Source organism: Vibrio sp. TMPB1044, from assembly GCF_030442075.1.
Classification (GTDB): Bacteria; Pseudomonadota; Gammaproteobacteria; order Enterobacterales; family Vibrionaceae; genus Vibrio; species Vibrio satsumensis.
On record NZ_JAUJED010000011.1, the window covers coordinates 80,831 to 98,356 of the forward strand.

General features: G+C 44.6%; 19 protein-coding genes. 4 read left to right on the top strand and 15 right to left on the bottom strand.

The annotated features are described in order from the left end of the window. Nucleotides 1-538: 538 nt before the first annotated feature. From QQ041_RS06395 to QQ041_RS06410, 4 genes are all read left to right on the top strand, one after another. Complete coding sequence (locus QQ041_RS06395) at nt 539-1,087, top strand: sigma-70 family RNA polymerase sigma factor (RefSeq protein ID WP_017060646.1); 549 nt, start codon at nt 539-541, stop codon at nt 1,085-1,087. Then, nucleotides 1,080-1,808: a DUF3379 domain-containing protein gene (locus QQ041_RS06400; RefSeq protein ID WP_285953350.1), complete on the top strand. Its 729-nt coding sequence runs from the start codon at nt 1,080-1,082 to the stop codon at nt 1,806-1,808. The genes QQ041_RS06395 and QQ041_RS06400 overlap by 8 nt, the downstream gene beginning before the upstream one ends. 297 nt (nt 1,809-2,105) lie before the next feature. Beyond that, entirely contained in the window at nt 2,106-3,413 is a 1,308-nt protein-coding gene (locus tag QQ041_RS06405) for an outer membrane protein transport protein (RefSeq protein ID WP_285953351.1), read from the top strand. 295 nt (nt 3,414-3,708) lie between these two features. Next, nucleotides 3,709-5,016, top strand: coding sequence for an outer membrane protein transport protein (locus tag QQ041_RS06410; RefSeq protein ID WP_285953352.1), 1,308 nt, complete (start codon nt 3,709-3,711; stop codon nt 5,014-5,016). A 95-nt stretch (nt 5,017-5,111) separates the two neighbouring features. On the opposite strand, the gene QQ041_RS06415 is transcribed toward QQ041_RS06410, so the two are convergent. From QQ041_RS06415 to QQ041_RS06485, 15 genes are all read right to left on the bottom strand, one after another. Further along, nucleotides 5,112-5,897 (bottom strand): VacJ family lipoprotein, encoded by a 786-nt coding sequence (locus QQ041_RS06415; protein WP_285953353.1) that lies wholly within the window; start codon nt 5,895-5,897, stop codon nt 5,112-5,114. A gap of 124 nt (nt 5,898-6,021) precedes the next feature. After that, nucleotides 6,022-7,242 (bottom strand): c-type cytochrome biogenesis protein CcmI, encoded by a 1,221-nt coding sequence (ccmI, locus tag QQ041_RS06420; RefSeq protein WP_285953354.1) that lies wholly within the window; start codon nt 7,240-7,242, stop codon nt 6,022-6,024. Beyond that, a complete protein-coding gene (locus QQ041_RS06425) occupies nt 7,242-7,730 on the bottom strand; it encodes a cytochrome c-type biogenesis protein (RefSeq protein WP_086712359.1) in 489 nt (162 codons plus the stop codon). The genes ccmI and QQ041_RS06425 overlap by 1 nt, the downstream gene beginning before the upstream one ends. Then, a complete protein-coding gene (locus tag QQ041_RS06430) occupies nt 7,727-8,278 on the bottom strand; it encodes a DsbE family thiol:disulfide interchange protein (protein WP_285953355.1) in 552 nt (183 codons plus the stop codon). Before QQ041_RS06430 ends, QQ041_RS06425 begins: the two co-directional genes overlap by 4 nt. A 5-nt stretch (nt 8,279-8,283) precedes the next feature. Continuing rightward, nucleotides 8,284-10,254: a heme lyase CcmF/NrfE family subunit gene (locus QQ041_RS06435; protein ID WP_017060654.1), complete on the bottom strand. Its 1,971-nt coding sequence runs from the start codon at nt 10,252-10,254 to the stop codon at nt 8,284-8,286. After that, nucleotides 10,251-10,733 (bottom strand): cytochrome c maturation protein CcmE, encoded by a 483-nt coding sequence (gene ccmE / locus QQ041_RS06440; RefSeq protein WP_285953356.1) that lies wholly within the window; start codon nt 10,731-10,733, stop codon nt 10,251-10,253. The genes QQ041_RS06435 and ccmE overlap by 4 nt, the downstream gene beginning before the upstream one ends. Continuing rightward, nucleotides 10,730-10,936 (bottom strand): heme exporter protein CcmD, encoded by a 207-nt coding sequence (gene ccmD, locus QQ041_RS06445; RefSeq protein ID WP_060983676.1) that lies wholly within the window; start codon nt 10,934-10,936, stop codon nt 10,730-10,732. Before ccmD ends, ccmE begins: the two co-directional genes overlap by 4 nt. A 14-nt stretch (nt 10,937-10,950) precedes the next feature. Next, entirely contained in the window at nt 10,951-11,691 is a 741-nt protein-coding gene (locus QQ041_RS06450) for a heme ABC transporter permease (RefSeq protein ID WP_060983677.1), read from the bottom strand. Between the two features lie 167 nt (nt 11,692-11,858). Further along, nucleotides 11,859-12,527 carry a heme exporter protein CcmB gene (gene ccmB, locus QQ041_RS06455; RefSeq protein WP_060983678.1) on the bottom strand — a complete coding sequence of 223 codons (669 nt, stop codon included), beginning with the start codon at nt 12,525-12,527 and terminating at the stop codon, nt 11,859-11,861. Nucleotide 12,528: 1 nt separating this feature from the next. Further along, nucleotides 12,529-13,146, bottom strand: coding sequence for a cytochrome c biogenesis heme-transporting ATPase CcmA (gene ccmA, locus QQ041_RS06460; protein WP_060983699.1), 618 nt, complete (start codon nt 13,144-13,146; stop codon nt 12,529-12,531). Nucleotides 13,147-13,424: 278 nt separating this feature from the next. Then, entirely contained in the window at nt 13,425-13,937 is a 513-nt protein-coding gene (locus QQ041_RS06465; RefSeq protein WP_285953357.1) for a DUF2802 domain-containing protein, read from the bottom strand. Further along, nucleotides 13,937-14,431: a chemotaxis protein CheW gene (locus tag QQ041_RS06470; RefSeq protein ID WP_017064109.1), complete on the bottom strand. Its 495-nt coding sequence runs from the start codon at nt 14,429-14,431 to the stop codon at nt 13,937-13,939. The genes QQ041_RS06465 and QQ041_RS06470 overlap by 1 nt, the downstream gene beginning before the upstream one ends. Before the next feature lie 53 nt (nt 14,432-14,484). Beyond that, complete coding sequence (locus QQ041_RS06475; protein ID WP_285953358.1) at nt 14,485-15,615, bottom strand: chemotaxis protein CheW; 1,131 nt, start codon at nt 15,613-15,615, stop codon at nt 14,485-14,487. After that, nucleotides 15,602-16,384 (bottom strand): ParA family protein, encoded by a 783-nt coding sequence (locus QQ041_RS06480; RefSeq protein WP_017064111.1) that lies wholly within the window; start codon nt 16,382-16,384, stop codon nt 15,602-15,604. The genes QQ041_RS06475 and QQ041_RS06480 overlap by 14 nt, the downstream gene beginning before the upstream one ends. Nucleotides 16,385-16,394: 10 nt before the next feature. Next, nucleotides 16,395-17,513, bottom strand: coding sequence for a chemotaxis response regulator protein-glutamate methylesterase (locus QQ041_RS06485; RefSeq protein WP_285953359.1), 1,119 nt, complete (start codon nt 17,511-17,513; stop codon nt 16,395-16,397). Between the last annotated feature and the right edge of the window lie 13 nt (nt 17,514-17,526).

The following is a 17,526-nucleotide window of genomic DNA, read 5'->3' on the forward strand; positions in this document are numbered from 1 at the left end:
CTGACCTGAAGCATTGTAAAGAAGTTGTTAATTAAATCAAACGAGCGTTTAAATAAACGTGATACGAGTATCTCACTGTTTGAAAATATAACTGCAAATTCAGGCGAACCTTTTAGGGTGAAAGGTTGTCCTAAGAGACTAAACTATTGTAAGCAAAGACTGTTATCGCTTTGTAGGGAATGGTTTTCTTTAGGTAAAAAAAAACCACACAAGACTGTGTGGTCGGAATGTATATAAAGCAATTAACTTAACGCCAATTGAAATAATCAGTTTCCTGATTAGGAGAAAGTAAAGTCAGCCTTCAAAAGGAAGTGTCGCCTTGCTCAACATGCTAGCCACGAATGACTAACTAGACGACAAGGTGTACTATAACTTGTTCGAAGTCTTAGATTTTGAAGTAGATCAATTTTAATGTGATTTTACGATTTCCAGCCGATCGTTAGCTCTAAAAGCGAAACAGAATATAAAAACAAAGCACAACGTATAGAGGACAGCTATACGCAGAGCAATTATGGAGGCTCGTGTGTCAATAATAAAAATGTTTGGAAAGAAAACAGCCAAGCGTCCGGTCAACTCTGATATGGACAAACAAAGAAAATACGAAGCACTCGTACGTGCCTATCATCGTGACCTCTTTCGCTACGCCTATTGGTTATGCAAAGACAAAAGCATTGCCGAAGACTTAGTTCAAGAAACTTGCCTTCGCGCATGGAAGTCACTCGATAGTCTACAAGATGAAAAAGCCGCGAAGTCTTGGCTGATTACCATCTTGCGCCGCGAGAATGCTCGACGTTTTGAACGCAAACAGTTTGATCTGGTTGATATCGACGACCATGGTAATGATGCTAGTGTCAGTGATGACCCACACCATCAACACCAGTGGTTGCAAGCGCAGATCATGAAACTTGAAATCGATTACCGTGAGCCCCTCTTCTTGCAAGTGATTGGTGGTTTTAGTGGTGATGAGATTGCCGATATTCTCGATCTCAACAAAAACACGGTGATGACACGTTTATTCAGAGCTCGAAATCAGTTGAAAGAGCTATTGGATACAGAAGAGGCAGAGAGGGGGCAACATAATGGATGATTTGGAATTTCGTCGTCGTGTATTGTCGGAACCTAAACAACGTACACAAGATATTGTTGATGCGGCCGCGAATAGTGAAGCCAATAGTAACTTCTTAGACGATGTACTAGCGCTTGATAAACAGATCCACTCTGCAATGAATGTGGATGTGCCAGACGATCTTGCTGATCGTATTCTGTTCAATCAGACCTCAAGCGAAGAAAGCAAAGTAGTCAGGCCTACGTTTGCGAGACGAGCAATGGCATTGGCCGCCTCGGTGGCGTTTGTTGCTGGTTTATTAGTTGGCCAAGTGAATTGGGGCAATGCATTTGTTTCACCCGCGCAAGCAAGCTTGGTTGATACAGCGATGAAGCATGTTGTTGATGAAAAGAGTTTTGTTAGTAACATCGATGAACAGGTCACATCGCAGCAAATCAACGCAAAAATGAATCCATTTGCTTTTCAGTTTGATGATAGTTTCCCTTACCACGTCTATTACCTAAACCACTGTGGCTTTGGTAAATCCAACGCGGTACATATGGTCTTCCAAGGCGCAAAAGGCAAAGTAACACTGTTTTTAACCGGTATTCCAACAGACAAACCTATCGACTTTGATGAAAAAGGCATGTCCGGTTCGGTAACACCCGTAGATGGCAGCAGCTTAATCCTTGTTGGTGAAAATGGTGAGGATGTTTCTAAAATCGCCGAAAAACTGACAAAAATGATTAAACCGATGAGCTAGTTCGCTCTTAAAGCCCCGTCATAAAAGGCCCAGCAAGTATATCACTGATATTGCTGGGCTTTATTTATAAATAACCCACCAAACCATTCACAAAACCAATAACTCTAGAGTTAAAACTCTAAAAAACAGCATTTCGCACCATTTTCGTGCCAGATAGGCGTCATTTCCATAATTTTCCACTCAAAATTCCCAATGGTCGGATTTGTATATCGTATACTTGCGAATAGGATCAGCCACCATTGAGCAATTGCTCAAATTAATCGCCCTGTAGAGGCGGATATATAAAGGAATAAATGAATGACTACCAACAACACGCGTCTGTTTAAAAAGTCTCTTTTAGCAGTAACAATCACACTGGCGTCTTCGCAAGCGATGGCAGCAGGTTTCCAACTTAACGCACAATCAGCTACCGGCCTTGGTCGTGCTTTCGCTGGTGATGCTGTAATCGCAGATAACGCATCAGTAATGGCTCGTAACCCTGCAGCAATGGCACTGTTTGACAAAACTGAGCTATCTCTTGGTTTTGAAACAATTACTACTGATATTAAAGTTAAAAACGCTACTTACACTTCAGTAAATGGCATTGGCGCAGCAGGCCCAACGACTGGTACACAGTCTTCAGACTACAATGATGCTGGCGGCACATCTGTTGCGCCAAACATCCACCTTATCGTTCCTGTAAACGAAAAGTTTGCTTGGGGTGTTAACGCATACTCAAACTTTGGTACGTCTACAGACTTTGGTAGTGATTTCGTAGCATCTGAATACGGCGGCGAGACAGATATCATGAGCCTTAACTTTGGCTTAGCTGGTTCTTACCGTTTAAATGAACAGTGGAGCTTTGGTGCAGGTCTGGATCTGATCTACGGTAAAGGCACACTAAAACGCTCATTTAGTGACACTACTTATACAGGACCAGTGATCCCACCAGGCTTTCCAGGAAGCGATGTAACCGGAGCACTAAATAGCTTAAATGGTTCAAGTATCGTTGATATCGATGAAGCAGATGGTTGGGGTGTTGGCTTCAACATCGGTACGGTTTATGAGCTAGATGAAAATAACCGTTTCGGCCTGTCTTACCGTTACAGCCCAGAAATCACAGCTAAAGATGACAAAGGACAAGAAATCGTTCTTCCTCTACCAGATATGGCTGAATTCTCTGGTTTCCACAAGCTAGAAGATACTAAGTTCGCAGTACACTACTCTCTACAGTGGGTAGGTTGGAAAGCATTCGATAAAATTGAATTTGGTGGCGCGGCAAGTGCTCTTCCTGACTCAGCATACGAATGGAAAAATGCAGGACACATCTCAGTTGGTACTACGTACTACCTAAACAACAACTGGGATCTACGTGCTGGTTACATGTACGACATCGCTGCGCAAGATGACCTAAAATCAGTATCAGTACCTGATTCTGACCGTCAATGGTTCTCTGCAGGTTTTACTTACCACATCGATACAGCATCTAACGTAGACTTTGGCTTTACTTACCTACTAGGTGAAGACGTAGACAACGTAAACGAGAGCTTAGGTGTTACATCTATCAGCGCAACTACTCGTGCAGATGCAATCCTGCTAGGCCTACAATACAGCCGCAGCTTCTAATATAAGCTAGTTATAAATCCCAAAGGGTCGCATTATGCGACCCTTTTTTATTACCTAAGCTACTGACCTGCATCCATTTAAGCTTACAGCTGTAGCCTGCACACGTCATATATAGCTACAAGTGTACGCTCAAACCTCGCAACACAGTCGAAACAATCAGACTATTTACCTAATAATCAGTCACATTTGATCATTTAATCCCTAAAACACTGTTTTATTCGAATTTCATTTTTAAAGTAATGACTCTAAAAGTAGAATCACGCCACTAAATACTTATGATTCAGCGAACATAATAATGAAAATGAATAAGACTCTTCTATCTGCTGCAGTGGCAGTTGGACTACTTTCAACTTCAACTGTGACTCAAGCGGCAGGTTTTCAACTAGCAGAATACTCAGCAACAGGCCTTGGCCGCGCATACGCTGGTGAAGCAGCAATGGCTGATGGTGCAGACGCTCAATGGCGTAACCCTGCAATGCTGACTTACCTAGAAGGCACTCAAGTTTCTGTTGGTGCTATCTATGTTGACCCAAATATTGATATCGATGGAACTTCGACTTCAGTTGGTGGTGCTTCAACGACTCCATCAAATTCAAGTGATTTCGCTCACAGCGCAGTGATCCCAAACTTCTATGTTTCTCATAAGTACAACGACAAGTTTGCATTAGGCTTTGCTGCGGGTACTAACTACGGTATGGAAACAGACCTAGGTAAAGACTTTGGTGGTGCAAACCACGGTAACGAAGCAAGCGTTACGACAATGGAGCTAAACCTAAACGCGGCATACCAAGTACTTGAAAGCGTATCTATTGGTGGTGGTATTCGTTACATCATGGCTGAAGGTAGCTTTGGTGCGGTATCTACAGCTAACTCTCTAGTTCCTATGCCTCAAGGTACAGCTTTAAAATACATGGAAGGTGATGACACAGCGTGGGGCTGGCAAGTTGGCACCGCTTGGCAGATCAATGAAAACAACCGCCTTGGTTTTACCTACAAGTCAGAAGTAGATCTAACGCTTGAAGGTCACGCAAATGGTGTCGCTTTTGATGCTGTTGCTGGCGCTTTGGGTACTCCAGTCAAGTCAAAATACAACGGTTCAATGCAACTTGCATTGCCAGCTACCGCCGAGCTTGCAAGCTTCCATCAACTATCAGATAAGGTCGCTGTACATGCGAGCGTTAACTGGACTAACTGGAGCAGCTTTAAAGAACTAGTAGCTGACATCCCTGAATTCGGTCCTGCTCGAACTCAAGATATCAAGCAAGAGAACTGGGAAGACAACTACCGCTTTGCGATCGGTACAACTTATCAAATGACACCTAAACTGGCTCTACGTTCTGGTATCGCCTACGACACTTCAGCGGTAAGCGAAGAACACCGTACTGCGACTATTCCAGAAACAGACCGCACTTGGTTAAGTATTGGTGCTGGCTACCAATGGTCTGAGCAACTAACACTAGACGCCGGTTTCACTTACATCCTAGCGAAAGACGCAAAAATGGTTGAAGATGACGCAAGTTCTGCTCCATTTGGTGGTGACTTCGAAGGTGAAGTAACTGGTAGCATTTGGTTAGTGGGTATCCAAGCTAACTACCGCTTCTAATCTATTTGACTTAATCTAAAGTCATAAGCATTAAAAAGGCTCGATGTTGTTATCAACATCGAGCCTTTCTTTTATCGATAGTCTAAATCTTATTTCTAGTAATCTTCTAGATAACCATCGATGAAGTCTTCTTCTTCAAGGTCGACCTCTTCAGGTTCAATCTCGGCTTTGAAATCACGACGTTGAATGTAAACATCACGCGTCAATGCATATGGATCAGGAGAATTATCCAACAGCGCTTCTTGTGACACCAACTGAGCACGTGTTTCCATACCTTCGAAAGCCCACTTGCCTAAGCTTGCCCAAAAGTTCAAGAACGATAGAGGCACATACAAACCATCGACGGTTTCAGTCACTTCACGCGTCGTTACCGGGCCGTAACCTGGCACCATAAAGTACGGTCCATTCCCTACTCCGTAATGACCAATCGCATCAGAGAACGACTTGTCGTCGTACTTGGTGATCCCTGCTTCGCTGGCAATATCGATTAAGCCTAACAGACCAAAAGTTGAGTTAATCCAAAAACGATTGAAATGGTCGAGTGCTTTTTCACCATTTCCCATAAGGAGGTTGTTCACCATGCTTGATGGTTCGTCTAAGTTGGCTAGAAAATTGGAAATACCAGATCGCACTGGTACAGGAGTGAAGTCAACATAAGCGAGGGAAACAGGGCGAACCAAATAAGGATCTAGATATTCGTAGTTGATATCCCACATCGCTCGGTTGAAGCCTTCAAAAGGATCATTGGGGTGGGATTCTTCTACGTATTCTGAGGTTTCGAAATTATCATCGACACGACTCTCTTCCGGAGCACTAGAACAGCCCACCGTTAAACTTGCGATAAAAAGTAAACTCGAGAGTCTTAAAATACTGGCAGACATATCACCTTTTCCATAAGGAATTCAAATAATAAAAAAGGCCAGCAATCGCTGGCCTCAATTGGTTGCGTAAGTCTATACCGTTTATTGCAAAATCGGAATAGCTAACGCCTATGCAAAATGATGATTAATATTGCTTATTGATATCGATAGTTACTGGAGCACCCAGTTCAACCACTTCGCTCTCACCGTACCAATCACCATCGCGAGTTGAAACGTTACCATCTGTATCAAGCCTAGCTCTAACCATCAGAGTTTCAAGACTAGACAACTTCTGTCCTTCCATCATGCTGTTGCCATCATCAAGCACAACTGTACGAGGAAAAGTCCCTAGTGGGTAACGAGCTGCTGCGATAGGCATTGGCGAGCCATCAGCTCTGTGTACTGACACGATCAACACTGAGTTAGGATCAGCATTAACATCACCAGACAGATCAAGTGTTACAGCAACGCTCTTACCTTGGTCGACACCCATAGCGTCACCCATTTTCTTCTGAGCACTTTCAATACTGCGCGACAACATTTCGTAACGGCTGTCTTGTGGGCCAATCATCTGCTGCATGATGCTCCAGTACTTCACCGCACCTGGGTAGTCTTGACGTTCAAATGCATCAAATGCTAGCAGTGAGAACACACGAAGGTCGACGTAATCGTTTTGAATCAAACGGCTCAAAATCAAACGTGCTTGGTTCTGATCAGCTTCATCAGGTGAAAGCATCAATGCTTGTGCGAAGCCTAACTGAACATCTTCGTTTTTAGGTTCAAGCTTGTAAGCTCTTTCCATTGAATCTTTTGCTGTTTCAGCATCACGGTTAGCTAGCGCAATACGACCTAGTAGTAACCAACCTGTAGAATCTTTTGGCTGGTAGTGCAGACGAGTACGAAGTGCCAGAGTCAGATCTTCTAGTTCATCGTCTGTTAGCGCGCCACCTTCCGAAGACATTAGCTTTTTAGATAACTCAGGAAGGTTCGAACTCACTTCTTGCCAGTGTTGAACTTTATCCAACGCACCGAACTTGAAGTACATACCGTACGTCACAGCCACAACAAGGATAATCGACGGTACAACCACACCAAGCGTTGAGATTTTAGTCTTCTTCATCTCTTGCTTAGCAGGAACATCATCAAGCAGGGATTGTTTCAAATCAGCGATCAGCTCCTGCTGGTTATCAACAAGACCTTCTTCTGCTTCTACTTCTAGCTCATCTAGACGATCTTTGTAGAATGCTTTGTTCAACTCATCGCGCAGCACATCATCGTTGTTTGCCTTTTTATTAATGAAGGGCAGAACAATTAAGAAAATTGCCGCTAGCGAAAGGATAATGGTAGAAATCCAAAATAGAGTCATTACTTCTTGTCTCCGTCGTTCTCTTCATCGAGTAACGCTTTTAAGCGAGCTTCTTTGTCTGCATCCCAGCCTTTATCTGACTCAACTGCTTTCGACTTTGATTTTCTGCTTCGTAAAATGATCAAACCGAAACCAAACACAACTACCGCAAAAGGACCAACCCAAAGGATTGACGTTGCTAGTGTCAGTGGAGGGTTGTAAGTAACAAAGTTACCGTAGCGAGCAATCATGTAATCAATGATATCTTGCTTCGACTTACCGTCTTTTGTCATCTCGTACACTTTCTGGCGTAAGTCGACTGCTAGCTCAGCATTCGAATCACCAATGGTGTTGTTCTGACATTTAGGGCAACGCAACGTATTACTCAGCTCTTTGAACTGCTGTTCTTGATCAACGGTATCAAATTCATGAAACTCGATAGGCGCAGCAGACACAGTCGCTGAAATGGCAAACGTAGCGAACAGAGTGATCAGTACCTTTTTAATCATTTCGCTTCCTCCAACAAGTCTTGATACATCGGCTCAAGCGTCGATGCCCAGTTAGTTGGATTCACGTCACCCACATGGCGGTAACGAACCACACCGTTAGCATCAATTAAGAAAGTCTCAGGAGCACCATATACGCCAAGATCTAGACCCAGCATACCGTCGCCATCAAATAAGCTGATTAAGTACGGGTTACCTAGTTCTTTTAGCCAACCGACAGCTTTGTTGCGATCATCTTTGTAGTTCATACCAATGATCTTAACGCCTTGAGCAGCTAATTTATTCAGGTAAGAGTGCTCTGCATAACAGGTAGGACACCAGGTAGCCCACACATTAAGCAGCAGAGGCTCGCCCTTGAAGATCGCTTGATCATGAAACTTGCCTGGTTGTTCTAAGTCTTCTAGACCAAACTCAGGCACAGGCTTACCAATCAATACTGACTCAAGTTTAGTCGGGTCATCACCCGACTGATTACGAACTAATTGAGTTGCAAAGACTCCAGCTAGAATCATAAAAGCAATCAATGGAATGAATAAAATCTTCTTGTTCATTCGAATTAAGCCTCCTGCTCTTCAGCCGACTTTTTGGTTGGCTTACGGAAACGGTAACGACGGTCACTGATAGCAATAGCACCACCAATCGACATGATCAAAGAACCTGCCCAGATCCAACGTACAAATGGTTTGTAGTAGATACGTACAGCCCAAGATTTGTTGTCGTCTAAACGCTCACCCATTGCGATATAAAGGTCGCGCGTTACGCCACGATCAATCGCTGCTTCTGTCATCATAGACTTAGCTGTGGTGTAGAAACGTTTTTCAGCGTGAAGCGTGTTGATGTATTTGCCTTCTTTGGTAATTTCAAAGTCAGCAATATAACCATCATAGTTAGGGCCATCTTTGTCACGAACTCCTGTAAACAGGAAGCTGTATTCTTCAAGCTGGTAGCTTTCACCTGGCGCCAAACGTACATCGCGTTCGATGCTGTAGTTTTGCACCATCGCGATACCAATCACTGTCACGGCTAAACCAATGTGACCACACATCATTGCCCAGTGGCTACGAGGCAGCTTAGTTAGACCTTTCAGGAATGTATGACGGTGAGTCGCACGCTCATGCAGCTCAAAGCCATGCATGAAGATGATCCAAAACGCCATTACCCAACCAGCAAAAGCAGTACCGCTGAAGCGGTCAGCCAGTAGAGCAACCATTAGCGCACTCAAGCCAAGTGAGAATGCACCTGAAATCAGCATTGGTTTAACGAGCTTAGACAGGTTGTCACGTTTCCAACGGATCAGTGGACCGATACCAAGTAGGAACGAGAACGGAATCATTAACCAGAAGAACAACATATCAAAGAATGGAGCACCGATTGATACTGAGCCCAAGCCTAACTGTTTGTGAACTAATGGTAGTAGCGTACCTACTAACACAACGACAAGCGCTGCAATCAATAATATGTTGTTACCAAGCAGTGCGTTTTCACGAGAAACCAAATCAAAATTACCGCGAACACGAACTGATGCGCCTTTAACCGCAAACAACAGTAGTGAACCACCAATAACGAAGACTAGGAAACCTAGAATAAACATACCACGAGCAGGATCCGACGCGAATGCGTGAACCGATACCAAGATGCCCGAACGAACTAAGAATGTACCTAGTAAGCTTAGCGAGAATGCAGAGATAGCCAGCAATACTGTCCAAGCTTTAAATGTGCCACGCTTTTCGGTTACCGCTAGTGAGTGCATCAGTGCAGTACCAGCCAACCAAGGCATGAATGAAGCGTTTTCTACTGGATCCCAGAACCACCAGCCACCCCAGCCAAGTTCGTAGTAAGCCCACCATGAACCTAATGCGATACCTACTGTTAGGAATAACCAAGCTGCGATTGTCCAAGGACGCGACCAACGAGCCCATGCCGTATCAAGACGACCACTCATTAGAGAAGCGATTGCGAAAGAGAACGCAACAGAGAAACCTACATAGCCCATGTAAAGCATTGGCGGGTGAATAATCAAACCCGGGTCTTGCAGTAGTGGGTTCAAGTCACGGCCATCTACAGGGAAGAAAGGCAATGTACGTAGGAACGGGTTAGAGGTTACGATAATGAACAGCAAGAAGCCGACAGTAATCAAACCCATGATAGCCAGTACGCGAGCCACAGACTCTTGAGGCATACCACGGCTGAACGTCGCTACTGCAACCGTCCAACCTGCTTGGATAAGAACCCAAAGCAGTAATGAACCTTCGTGAGCGCCCCAAACCGCCGTGATTCGGTAGTACCAAGGCAGTTGGCTATTCGAATTGCTTGCTACGTATTGAATCGTAAAATCATTGGTGTAGAACGCGTAACACAGGATAAAAAACGAAATCGCTAGGAATCCGAACATTCCCCACGACAACGGTCGTGCACTGTTCATCAATAATGTGTTATTTCGAGCGGCTCCATACAATGGGAGCACGCTTAGCAGCAATGCAAGTCCCAAAGACAGGATCATCGCAAAATGGCCGATCTCGGCTATCATTGAGCATTTCCTTCTTTTTGTTCAGTTGTGTATTGCAAAGGCTCATGAGTCTTCTTCATTGCTTCTGCAACTTCAGAAGGCATGTACTCTTCATCGTGCTTTGCCAACACCTCGAACGCTTCAATTGTCGTCGCATCTTTAAGGACACCCTGAGCAACAATACCTTGGCCTTCACGGAAAAGATCAGGAAGGATGCCATCATATAAAATCGTTACTTTAGGGCCTACATCCGCCAAATCGAAGCTTACACGTAGTGATTCGTTGTCACGGCTTACAGAGCCGACTACAACCATGCCACCAATGCGTAGGCGTTGACCAACTTCAGGTTTTTTACCATCTTTGCCGTTGACCAGTTCAGTTGGTGTGTAGAACAGATCCATGTTCTGGTTAAGTGCATAAACCATCAATCCAATAGTCGCACTGATACCAAAAAAGATTGCTAAGACAATGCCCAGCCTCTTTTTACGTCTTGGGTTCATAGAGTGTTCTCCATATTTTTTGCTGCATCGATACGAGCTTGACGATCAACCTTGGCTTGTACTTCATTTAGTAATTGCTTACCACGACGAACACTTACCACCAGTAAAATGATCATCGCGAGGAATGTGATTCCAAATGCACTCCATACATAAGAGGCGTAGCCTCCCATGGCAAAGAAATCACTCAAAGATTCAAAATACATAATTACCTACCCTACTACGCTTTTTCAGCCGCAAGCTTGCGAACCCATGGACGGTGACTCTCTTTACTGATGATTTCGTTTCTAAAACGAACCATAGTCACAGCACCAAAGAAAAAGGCGAAGCCGAAAATATTAAGAAGAAGCGGCCATAACATGTCACTTGAAATAGAAGGCTTATCGAACTTAGTGATCGTCGCGCCCTGGTGAAGTGTGTTCCACCACTCTACTGAAAAGTGAATGATAGGTAGGTTGATGACACCAACAATAGCCAAAATGCCTGCCGCTTTGGCTGCAGTTTTTTGGTCGTCAAACGCGTGGTGTAGTGCAATCACACCTAAATATAGGAATAGAAGAATCAGCTCTGAGGTCAAACGCGCATCCCAAACCCACCAAGCGCCCCACATTGGTTTACCCCAAACAGCACCAGTTAGCAGCGCGATGAAGGTAAATACCGCACCGATAGGTGCCATAGCCAACGCGGCCATGTCTGATAGTCTTACCTGCCATACCAAGCCGATAAACGCTGCAATCGCCATCGACATATACACGCCCATGGACCAAATCGCAGAAGGTACGTGGATGTAAATGATTCGGAAGCTATCACCTTGTTGGTAATCAGAAGGTGCAAATGCTAGTCCCCACACAGTACCGGCAGATAGACACAATAGCGCTAGGATAGAGAACCATGGCAGAAGTTTACCAGCAAGCTGATAGGAAGTTTCTGCTTTGGCATAGGGATGGAGCCATTTCCACATGTTGTAATCTCACTCTTACTTCATATTGCTTACAGCTATCACAGCTATAATTATTATAATTTATTTGGCTTACTGCCTCTTCCAGTGACTCTATGAGTTTGAAAGTTCCAATTAGTTCACTCTGAACAATCAAAGTGATGGTGAGTGCTTAGTTAATACTCTAATAGCTAGTTAACACTCACTCTTAGTGCTGCACTGATAGCAAATGGGGTGAGCGTCATTGCGCCCATTAGCATTGCCCCTAACACGGCTAGTTGTCCGTTATACGCAACACCTAGTGCTGCCGCATCAATCGCTGATGTAGCAAATATAAGAATTGGGATATACAGCGGCAAAATAAGCAGACTCAACAGCACGCCGCCTTTTTGTAATCCAACCGTCAAAGCCACACCAATAGCACCAATAAAACTTAATGCAGGCGTACCAACCAACAAGGTCAAGACCACCGATAACCAAGTATCGAAATTCAAGGACAGCAGCACCGCTAACAACGGACTGATCAATATTAATGGTAACCCTGTCAATAACCAGTGCGCTATGACCTTGGACAATACTACCAACTGCAACGGGATGGGCATCAGCATCATCTGCTCAAGGGCACCGTCTTGAAAATCATCTCGGAATAGTCGTTCCAAAGAGAGCAATGCAGAAAGTAAAGCAGCAACCCAAACAATACCCGCAGCGATGCGCGCAAGCAGGTTCGGCTCAGGCCCAATACTCAGTGGAAAAAGGGTGATGACAATAATAAAAAACCACAGAGGGTTAAAGATATCGGCTTGGCGACGAAATGCGATCAGCAGCTCACGTCGAATGATCGTTGTCATTGAAGAGATCATATTACTCACCCAACTTTATTTTTCTTAGTTTCGGGCTATCAGCAAACATATCTTGGTGTGTGGTTAGTAACACAATGCCACCGTTATCTGCATGCTCAGAAAAAAGAGACTCTAAAACTTTAACGCCCTGCTTATCGATTGCAGTCAACGGTTCATCTAGAATCCACAACATTTGTTTACTCAACCAAAGACGAGCCAACGCCACACGGCGCTGTTGACCAGCTGAAAGTTGCCCCGCGGGCACGTCTTCCCTACCAGCAAGACCAACCTGGGCCAACGCATGGTAAAGCTCTTCCTTGCTCGTTCCACCACTGTGAATCGATTGATAGAAACTCAAGTTCTCATAGGCACTGAGCTCGCGCTTCACGCCAGTTTGATGACCAAGAAAAAGTAAATTTTGATGATACACATCTCGACTCGTTTCAATGGACTCACCATCCCAACAAATAGTGCCTTCATCACGATCGCCTAGCCCGGTGATAATCCTAAGGAGTGTCGTTTTCCCAGTACCGTTACGACCTTCAACTTGAACCAACTCGCCAGGTTTCAATTGAAAAGACAACGATTCAAACAGAACCCTGTCGTCACGAATAGCAGTTAAATTTGAGACTTCTAGCATAGGTAAATTTAGTCGAGTAATGAGAGGGCTATAGTAGCACACCAACATGGTGACAAAACAGGACTAGGCGTTTTCGATAAGACAAAGTCCGTAAGAAACTGTTACCACCGCATCACAATTTACACATTTTCACCAACAAACTAGATATTGCCGTAGATACAAGTACTTATAAACATCGTTCTATATAGATATAGCAAGCATAAAAAAAGAAGCCGAAGCTTCTTTTAAGAGGTGTACGTGATAAACATCAATTGCTCAATACGCAGTAAGCACTCAATTTAACGACGTCGAGGCAGATCTCTGCGATCGCGAGAGGCATCGGGTTGATCATCGTACGATGAAGGGTTGCTTCTCAACGAAGGGATTTTTTCCTTACCCGCGAGCTTATTCTGTAGAGACATCATTAGCTCAGCTTCCGCTTTAGGTAATTCACACTCTTCGATCAGTTCGTTTATCCCGGCACCAAGCTGAACCATTTTTGTTGCACGCGTATATAAGCGTCCATCGGTGTCAGCATGTTCCAACTCAACAATACGTTCATTCAAGTGCTTTATCAGATCTTGCTGTTCCGTCACTTTCTGGCCAAGGCCAACCACAACAGAGCGAACTTCAAGTAATTGCTTACTCGATTTTTGAAGCTCTTTATCCAAGTTACGAACTTGCAGACGTGATTGATCGAGCTGCTTTTGAATTGCACGTTTTACTTTGCTAATCAAAATCACGATGAATAACGTAAAAACCCCAACACCTGATATCAGAACGACAGGGCTTAAAGGAAGCGCTTCAAACATTACAGGTGAGCCATCTCATCCCATTCGTCTTCGCTTAGTAGTTTGTTTAAATCTACTAGAATAAGCAGCTTGCCATCACGGTTACTTACACCTTGGATAAACTTAGCACTTTCATCAGTACCAACACTTGGCGTTGTGTCGATTTCAGAAGAACGCAGGTAAACCACTTCAGCAACGCTATCGACTAGAATGCCAATTACTTGACGCTCAGATTCAATAACGATAATACGAGTGTTATCTGTGATTTCACCTTGCATCAAGCCAAAGCGAGAACGAGTGTCGATAACAGTAACAACGTTACCACGTAGGTTAATAATACCTAGAACGTAATCTGGAGCACCCGGTACTGGAGCAATTTCGCTGTAACGCAGTACTTCACGCACTTGCATTACGTTGATGCCGTAAGTTTCTTCTTCTAGCTGGAAAGTCACCCATTGAAGTACTTCATCATTGGTTTGCTCTTTTCTTACTTCAACTTCACTCATATGAGACATAGATAATCCTCTTGCCGTCGTTACCGACCACTATTATTAACTTGATGCGTTTACTAGCTTAATGCTTTTACATCTAGCCCTGCGTTTAGCATGGCGATTAATGCTTCAACATGGATCAAAGCACACATTTTTTCTTTTACCATACCAGCGAGCCATGGGCGTTTCCCTGCCATTTCTCGCCAACGTACTTTATCTGTATTAAGTAGCTCGGTGCCTTTTAGCTCGGTGCCCGCAAGGCCCCACAAGCTCTCCCCAAGCATGACTATATATTGATATTTTTCTTTGTACTCGTCACCTGATAGTTTCTCAGACATCACCCATTTTGCGGTGTCGACCACATCTAGCTGACTATCACGGTTGGTTTGTAAACCCAAATACCAAGCTGGCTTACCAATGATATGACTTAACTCTTCAAGGCGATGGATACCGCCAAGCTCATCAAGTGGTACCGCAAAGGTCACGCCGTTTACATCAAAATACAAAACTTGAAAGTCTTCTGTGCGAACCGTATTTTCCCAAGAGGTAAACTGGTTAGCACCTCCGGCTTGAGTTTCAAGTCCAATAACTGTCTCGACCTCAGGAGCATCAAATTCAGACTCAACAGCCTTAACTTCTACTTGTTCCGTCTCCTGCGGTTCAGCTTGTAACTCTTCAATTTGCTGCGTTTCAACAGGTGGCTCTGCAGCAATTGATAAATCGGGTTCTGGAAGATTCCAATCTTGAATCTCTGGCTCTTCAAACACTTGAACAGACTCAACCACGGCCTCAAACATTTGCATGCCTGCTTGCTGGGCGATTTTCTGGGTGTTCAGATCCATCAATTCATCAAGATTCAGCTCATCAACAACATTGGTCGCCTCTAAACGACTTAGTAGCTTCTGAACATCCTCAAGGTTAGGAACCTCAAACTCAGCCGCGCGTATTTCTGCGTAGCTTGAGTGGTGGCTCGAAAATTGGCGCTCTGGCTCTGGCTCTGGCTCTGGCTCTGGCTCTGGCTCTGGCTCTGGCTCTGGCTCTGGCTCTGGCTCTGGCTCTTCAGGTTGTGATTCGTCGGTAGACTCGTCAACAAAAAAATCGTCAGATTCAAAGCTTTCATCGCCTAACAGCGCAGTAAAGTAATCATCCAGTGCTTGTTCACTCGAGAGACTTGGCTGTGCCAATGTTGATTCTTTATTCGCGCTCATTTATCGCCAACCTTTCGAGATAAATAAGCAACTGTTTATAAGCAAATACACCACGGCTACCTGATGCAAAATGAGATGCTGGCAAGCGTTTTAGACTTGCATCTCGAAACTTAGTATCTATCGGCACAGCAGATGTCCAAACTTGGTTAGGATAATCATCTTTGAGCTGCGTTAATGTTTGCAGTGAGGCTTTGGTTCGCTTGTCGTACATGGTCGGGACAATCGTCACCTTAAACGGTGTTTTGCGAGATTTCTGCATGATGGTCAAAGTGCGAATCATGCGCTCTAAGCCCTTCATCGCCAAAAATTCCGTCTGTACCGGAATCAAAATACGATCACTGGCAGCCAATGCATTCACCATCATCACACCCAGAATTGGCGGACAATCGATTAACACATAGTCGTAGTCATCTTTCAAAGCGGCCAAAGCGCGCTTCAAGATCAACCCCATGCCGCTTCGATTTCCCATTACGCGGTCTAATGTAGCCAAAGACATGTGGGCAGGAATAATATCGATACCTTCAACTTCTGTTTGTAAAAGCAAAGGTCTTACTGTCTGCGCATTAAACTCACGCAACTGAAACAGATCAAACAGGCTCGATTCCACCGTATCTGAGTCGTAACCCAGATAGGTGGTCAGTGATGCATGTGGGTCAGTATCAACCAACAGAACACGGTGCCCCTTCAAAGCAAGTAAACCTGCTAGAGTCACGGTCGTGGTCGTTTTACCAACACCACCTTTTTGGTTTGCAACACTCCAAACAATCATTTCGATTTACCTAAGCTAACCCAACTTCAACCAAGATCCTTTCCGCGATGCGGTCTAGAGGTAGGTCTTCAGTAGAAATGCCAGCTTTTGCTACAGCTTGAGGCATACCATATACAACACAACTATCTTCGTCTTGTGCCCAAATCGTCGAGCCCGCAGTTTTCAACATACGCGAACCTTCTCGACCATCTGCGCCCATACCGGTCAGTATCATAGACAACACTTTGTCGCCGTAGATCTTCGCTGCAGAGCCAAATGTGACATCCACACAAGGCTTGTAGTTCATTCGGTCGCCGCCATCGATAATTCTTAGACGTGCAGACCCTGCACGGCCATCTACCATCATCTGTTTACCACCCGGAGCAAGATACGCCACTCCGGGTTTCAACACATCACCGTCTTGCGCTTCACGAACTTCAATCTTACACAAGGTGTTCAATCGACTAGCAAAAGCAGCGGTGAATGTGGCTGGCATATGCTGAACTAACACAATGGGATGTGGATAGTTAGCAGGGATGCGCGTCAAAATCTTCTGTAGCGCAACAGGACCGCCAGTCGATGTGCCAATGGCAGTTAATTGATACTTTTTGCCCGAGGCTCTGAACTTCGCAGCGGTTGCTGCAGCAGGTCTAGCGGCTGGAGCAGCATTAGAAACCGGTTGACGCAATGGCGTAGATGTTGAAGTCGTTGCTGTCGCTCTCGGTGCAATAGGAGCACGACGCATAAACGCACGCTTTGCAGCAATCTGAATCACACGCTGTTGAAGCAATGCAACCGCATCGTCGCGGTTACGTGCGATGTCTTCAAACTTCTTAGGTAAGAAATCTAGAGCACCTGCATCTAGCGCATCTAACGTTGCTCTCGCTCCATCATGCGTTAACGATGAAAACATCAAAATAGGCGTTGGAGACGCGGCCATGATTTCACGAACAGCTGTGATGCCGTCCATGACAGGCATTTCAATGTCCATCGTGATTACGTCAGGTCTTAGCTGTTTCGCTTTCTCAACGGCTTCTTTACCGTTTACTGCTACATCAATGACTTCTAGGCGAGCCTCTGAGTTGATGATCTCGCTAACGCGACGACGAAAAAAACTCGAATCATCAACGACTAATACTTTAATCGCCATATTTATCCTTAAA

Coding starts and splice junctions, on each gene's coding strand:
- QQ041_RS06395 (WP_017060646.1), top strand. CDS start 539: ATGTTTGGAAAGAAAACAGCCAAGCGTCCGGTCAACTCTGATATGGAC.
- QQ041_RS06400 (WP_285953350.1), top strand. CDS start 1,080: ATGGATGATTTGGAATTTCGTCGTCGTGTATTGTCGGAACCTAAACAA.
- QQ041_RS06405 (WP_285953351.1), top strand. CDS start 2,106: ATGACTACCAACAACACGCGTCTGTTTAAAAAGTCTCTTTTAGCAGTA.
- QQ041_RS06410 (WP_285953352.1), top strand. CDS start 3,709: ATGAAAATGAATAAGACTCTTCTATCTGCTGCAGTGGCAGTTGGACTA.
- QQ041_RS06415 (WP_285953353.1), bottom strand. CDS start 5,897: ATGTCTGCCAGTATTTTAAGACTCTCGAGTTTACTTTTTATCGCAAGT.
- ccmI (WP_285953354.1), bottom strand. CDS start 7,242: ATGACTCTATTTTGGATTTCTACCATTATCCTTTCGCTAGCGGCAATT.
- QQ041_RS06425 (WP_086712359.1), bottom strand. CDS start 7,730: ATGATTAAAAAGGTACTGATCACTCTGTTCGCTACGTTTGCCATTTCA.
- QQ041_RS06430 (WP_285953355.1), bottom strand. CDS start 8,278: ATGAACAAGAAGATTTTATTCATTCCATTGATTGCTTTTATGATTCTA.
- QQ041_RS06435 (WP_017060654.1), bottom strand. CDS start 10,254: ATGATAGCCGAGATCGGCCATTTTGCGATGATCCTGTCTTTGGGACTT.
- ccmE (WP_285953356.1), bottom strand. CDS start 10,733: ATGAACCCAAGACGTAAAAAGAGGCTGGGCATTGTCTTAGCAATCTTT.
- ccmD (WP_060983676.1), bottom strand. CDS start 10,936: ATGTATTTTGAATCTTTGAGTGATTTCTTTGCCATGGGAGGCTACGCC.
- QQ041_RS06450 (WP_060983677.1), bottom strand. CDS start 11,691: ATGTGGAAATGGCTCCATCCCTATGCCAAAGCAGAAACTTCCTATCAG.
- ccmB (WP_060983678.1), bottom strand. CDS start 12,527: ATGATCTCTTCAATGACAACGATCATTCGACGTGAGCTGCTGATCGCA.
- ccmA (WP_060983699.1), bottom strand. CDS start 13,146: ATGCTAGAAGTCTCAAATTTAACTGCTATTCGTGACGACAGGGTTCTG.
- QQ041_RS06465 (WP_285953357.1), bottom strand. CDS start 13,937: ATGTTTGAAGCGCTTCCTTTAAGCCCTGTCGTTCTGATATCAGGTGTT.
- QQ041_RS06470 (WP_017064109.1), bottom strand. CDS start 14,431: ATGTCTCATATGAGTGAAGTTGAAGTAAGAAAAGAGCAAACCAATGAT.
- QQ041_RS06475 (WP_285953358.1), bottom strand. CDS start 15,615: ATGAGCGCGAATAAAGAATCAACATTGGCACAGCCAAGTCTCTCGAGT.
- QQ041_RS06480 (WP_017064111.1), bottom strand. CDS start 16,384: ATGATTGTTTGGAGTGTTGCAAACCAAAAAGGTGGTGTTGGTAAAACG.
- QQ041_RS06485 (WP_285953359.1), bottom strand. CDS start 17,513: ATGGCGATTAAAGTATTAGTCGTTGATGATTCGAGTTTTTTTCGTCGT.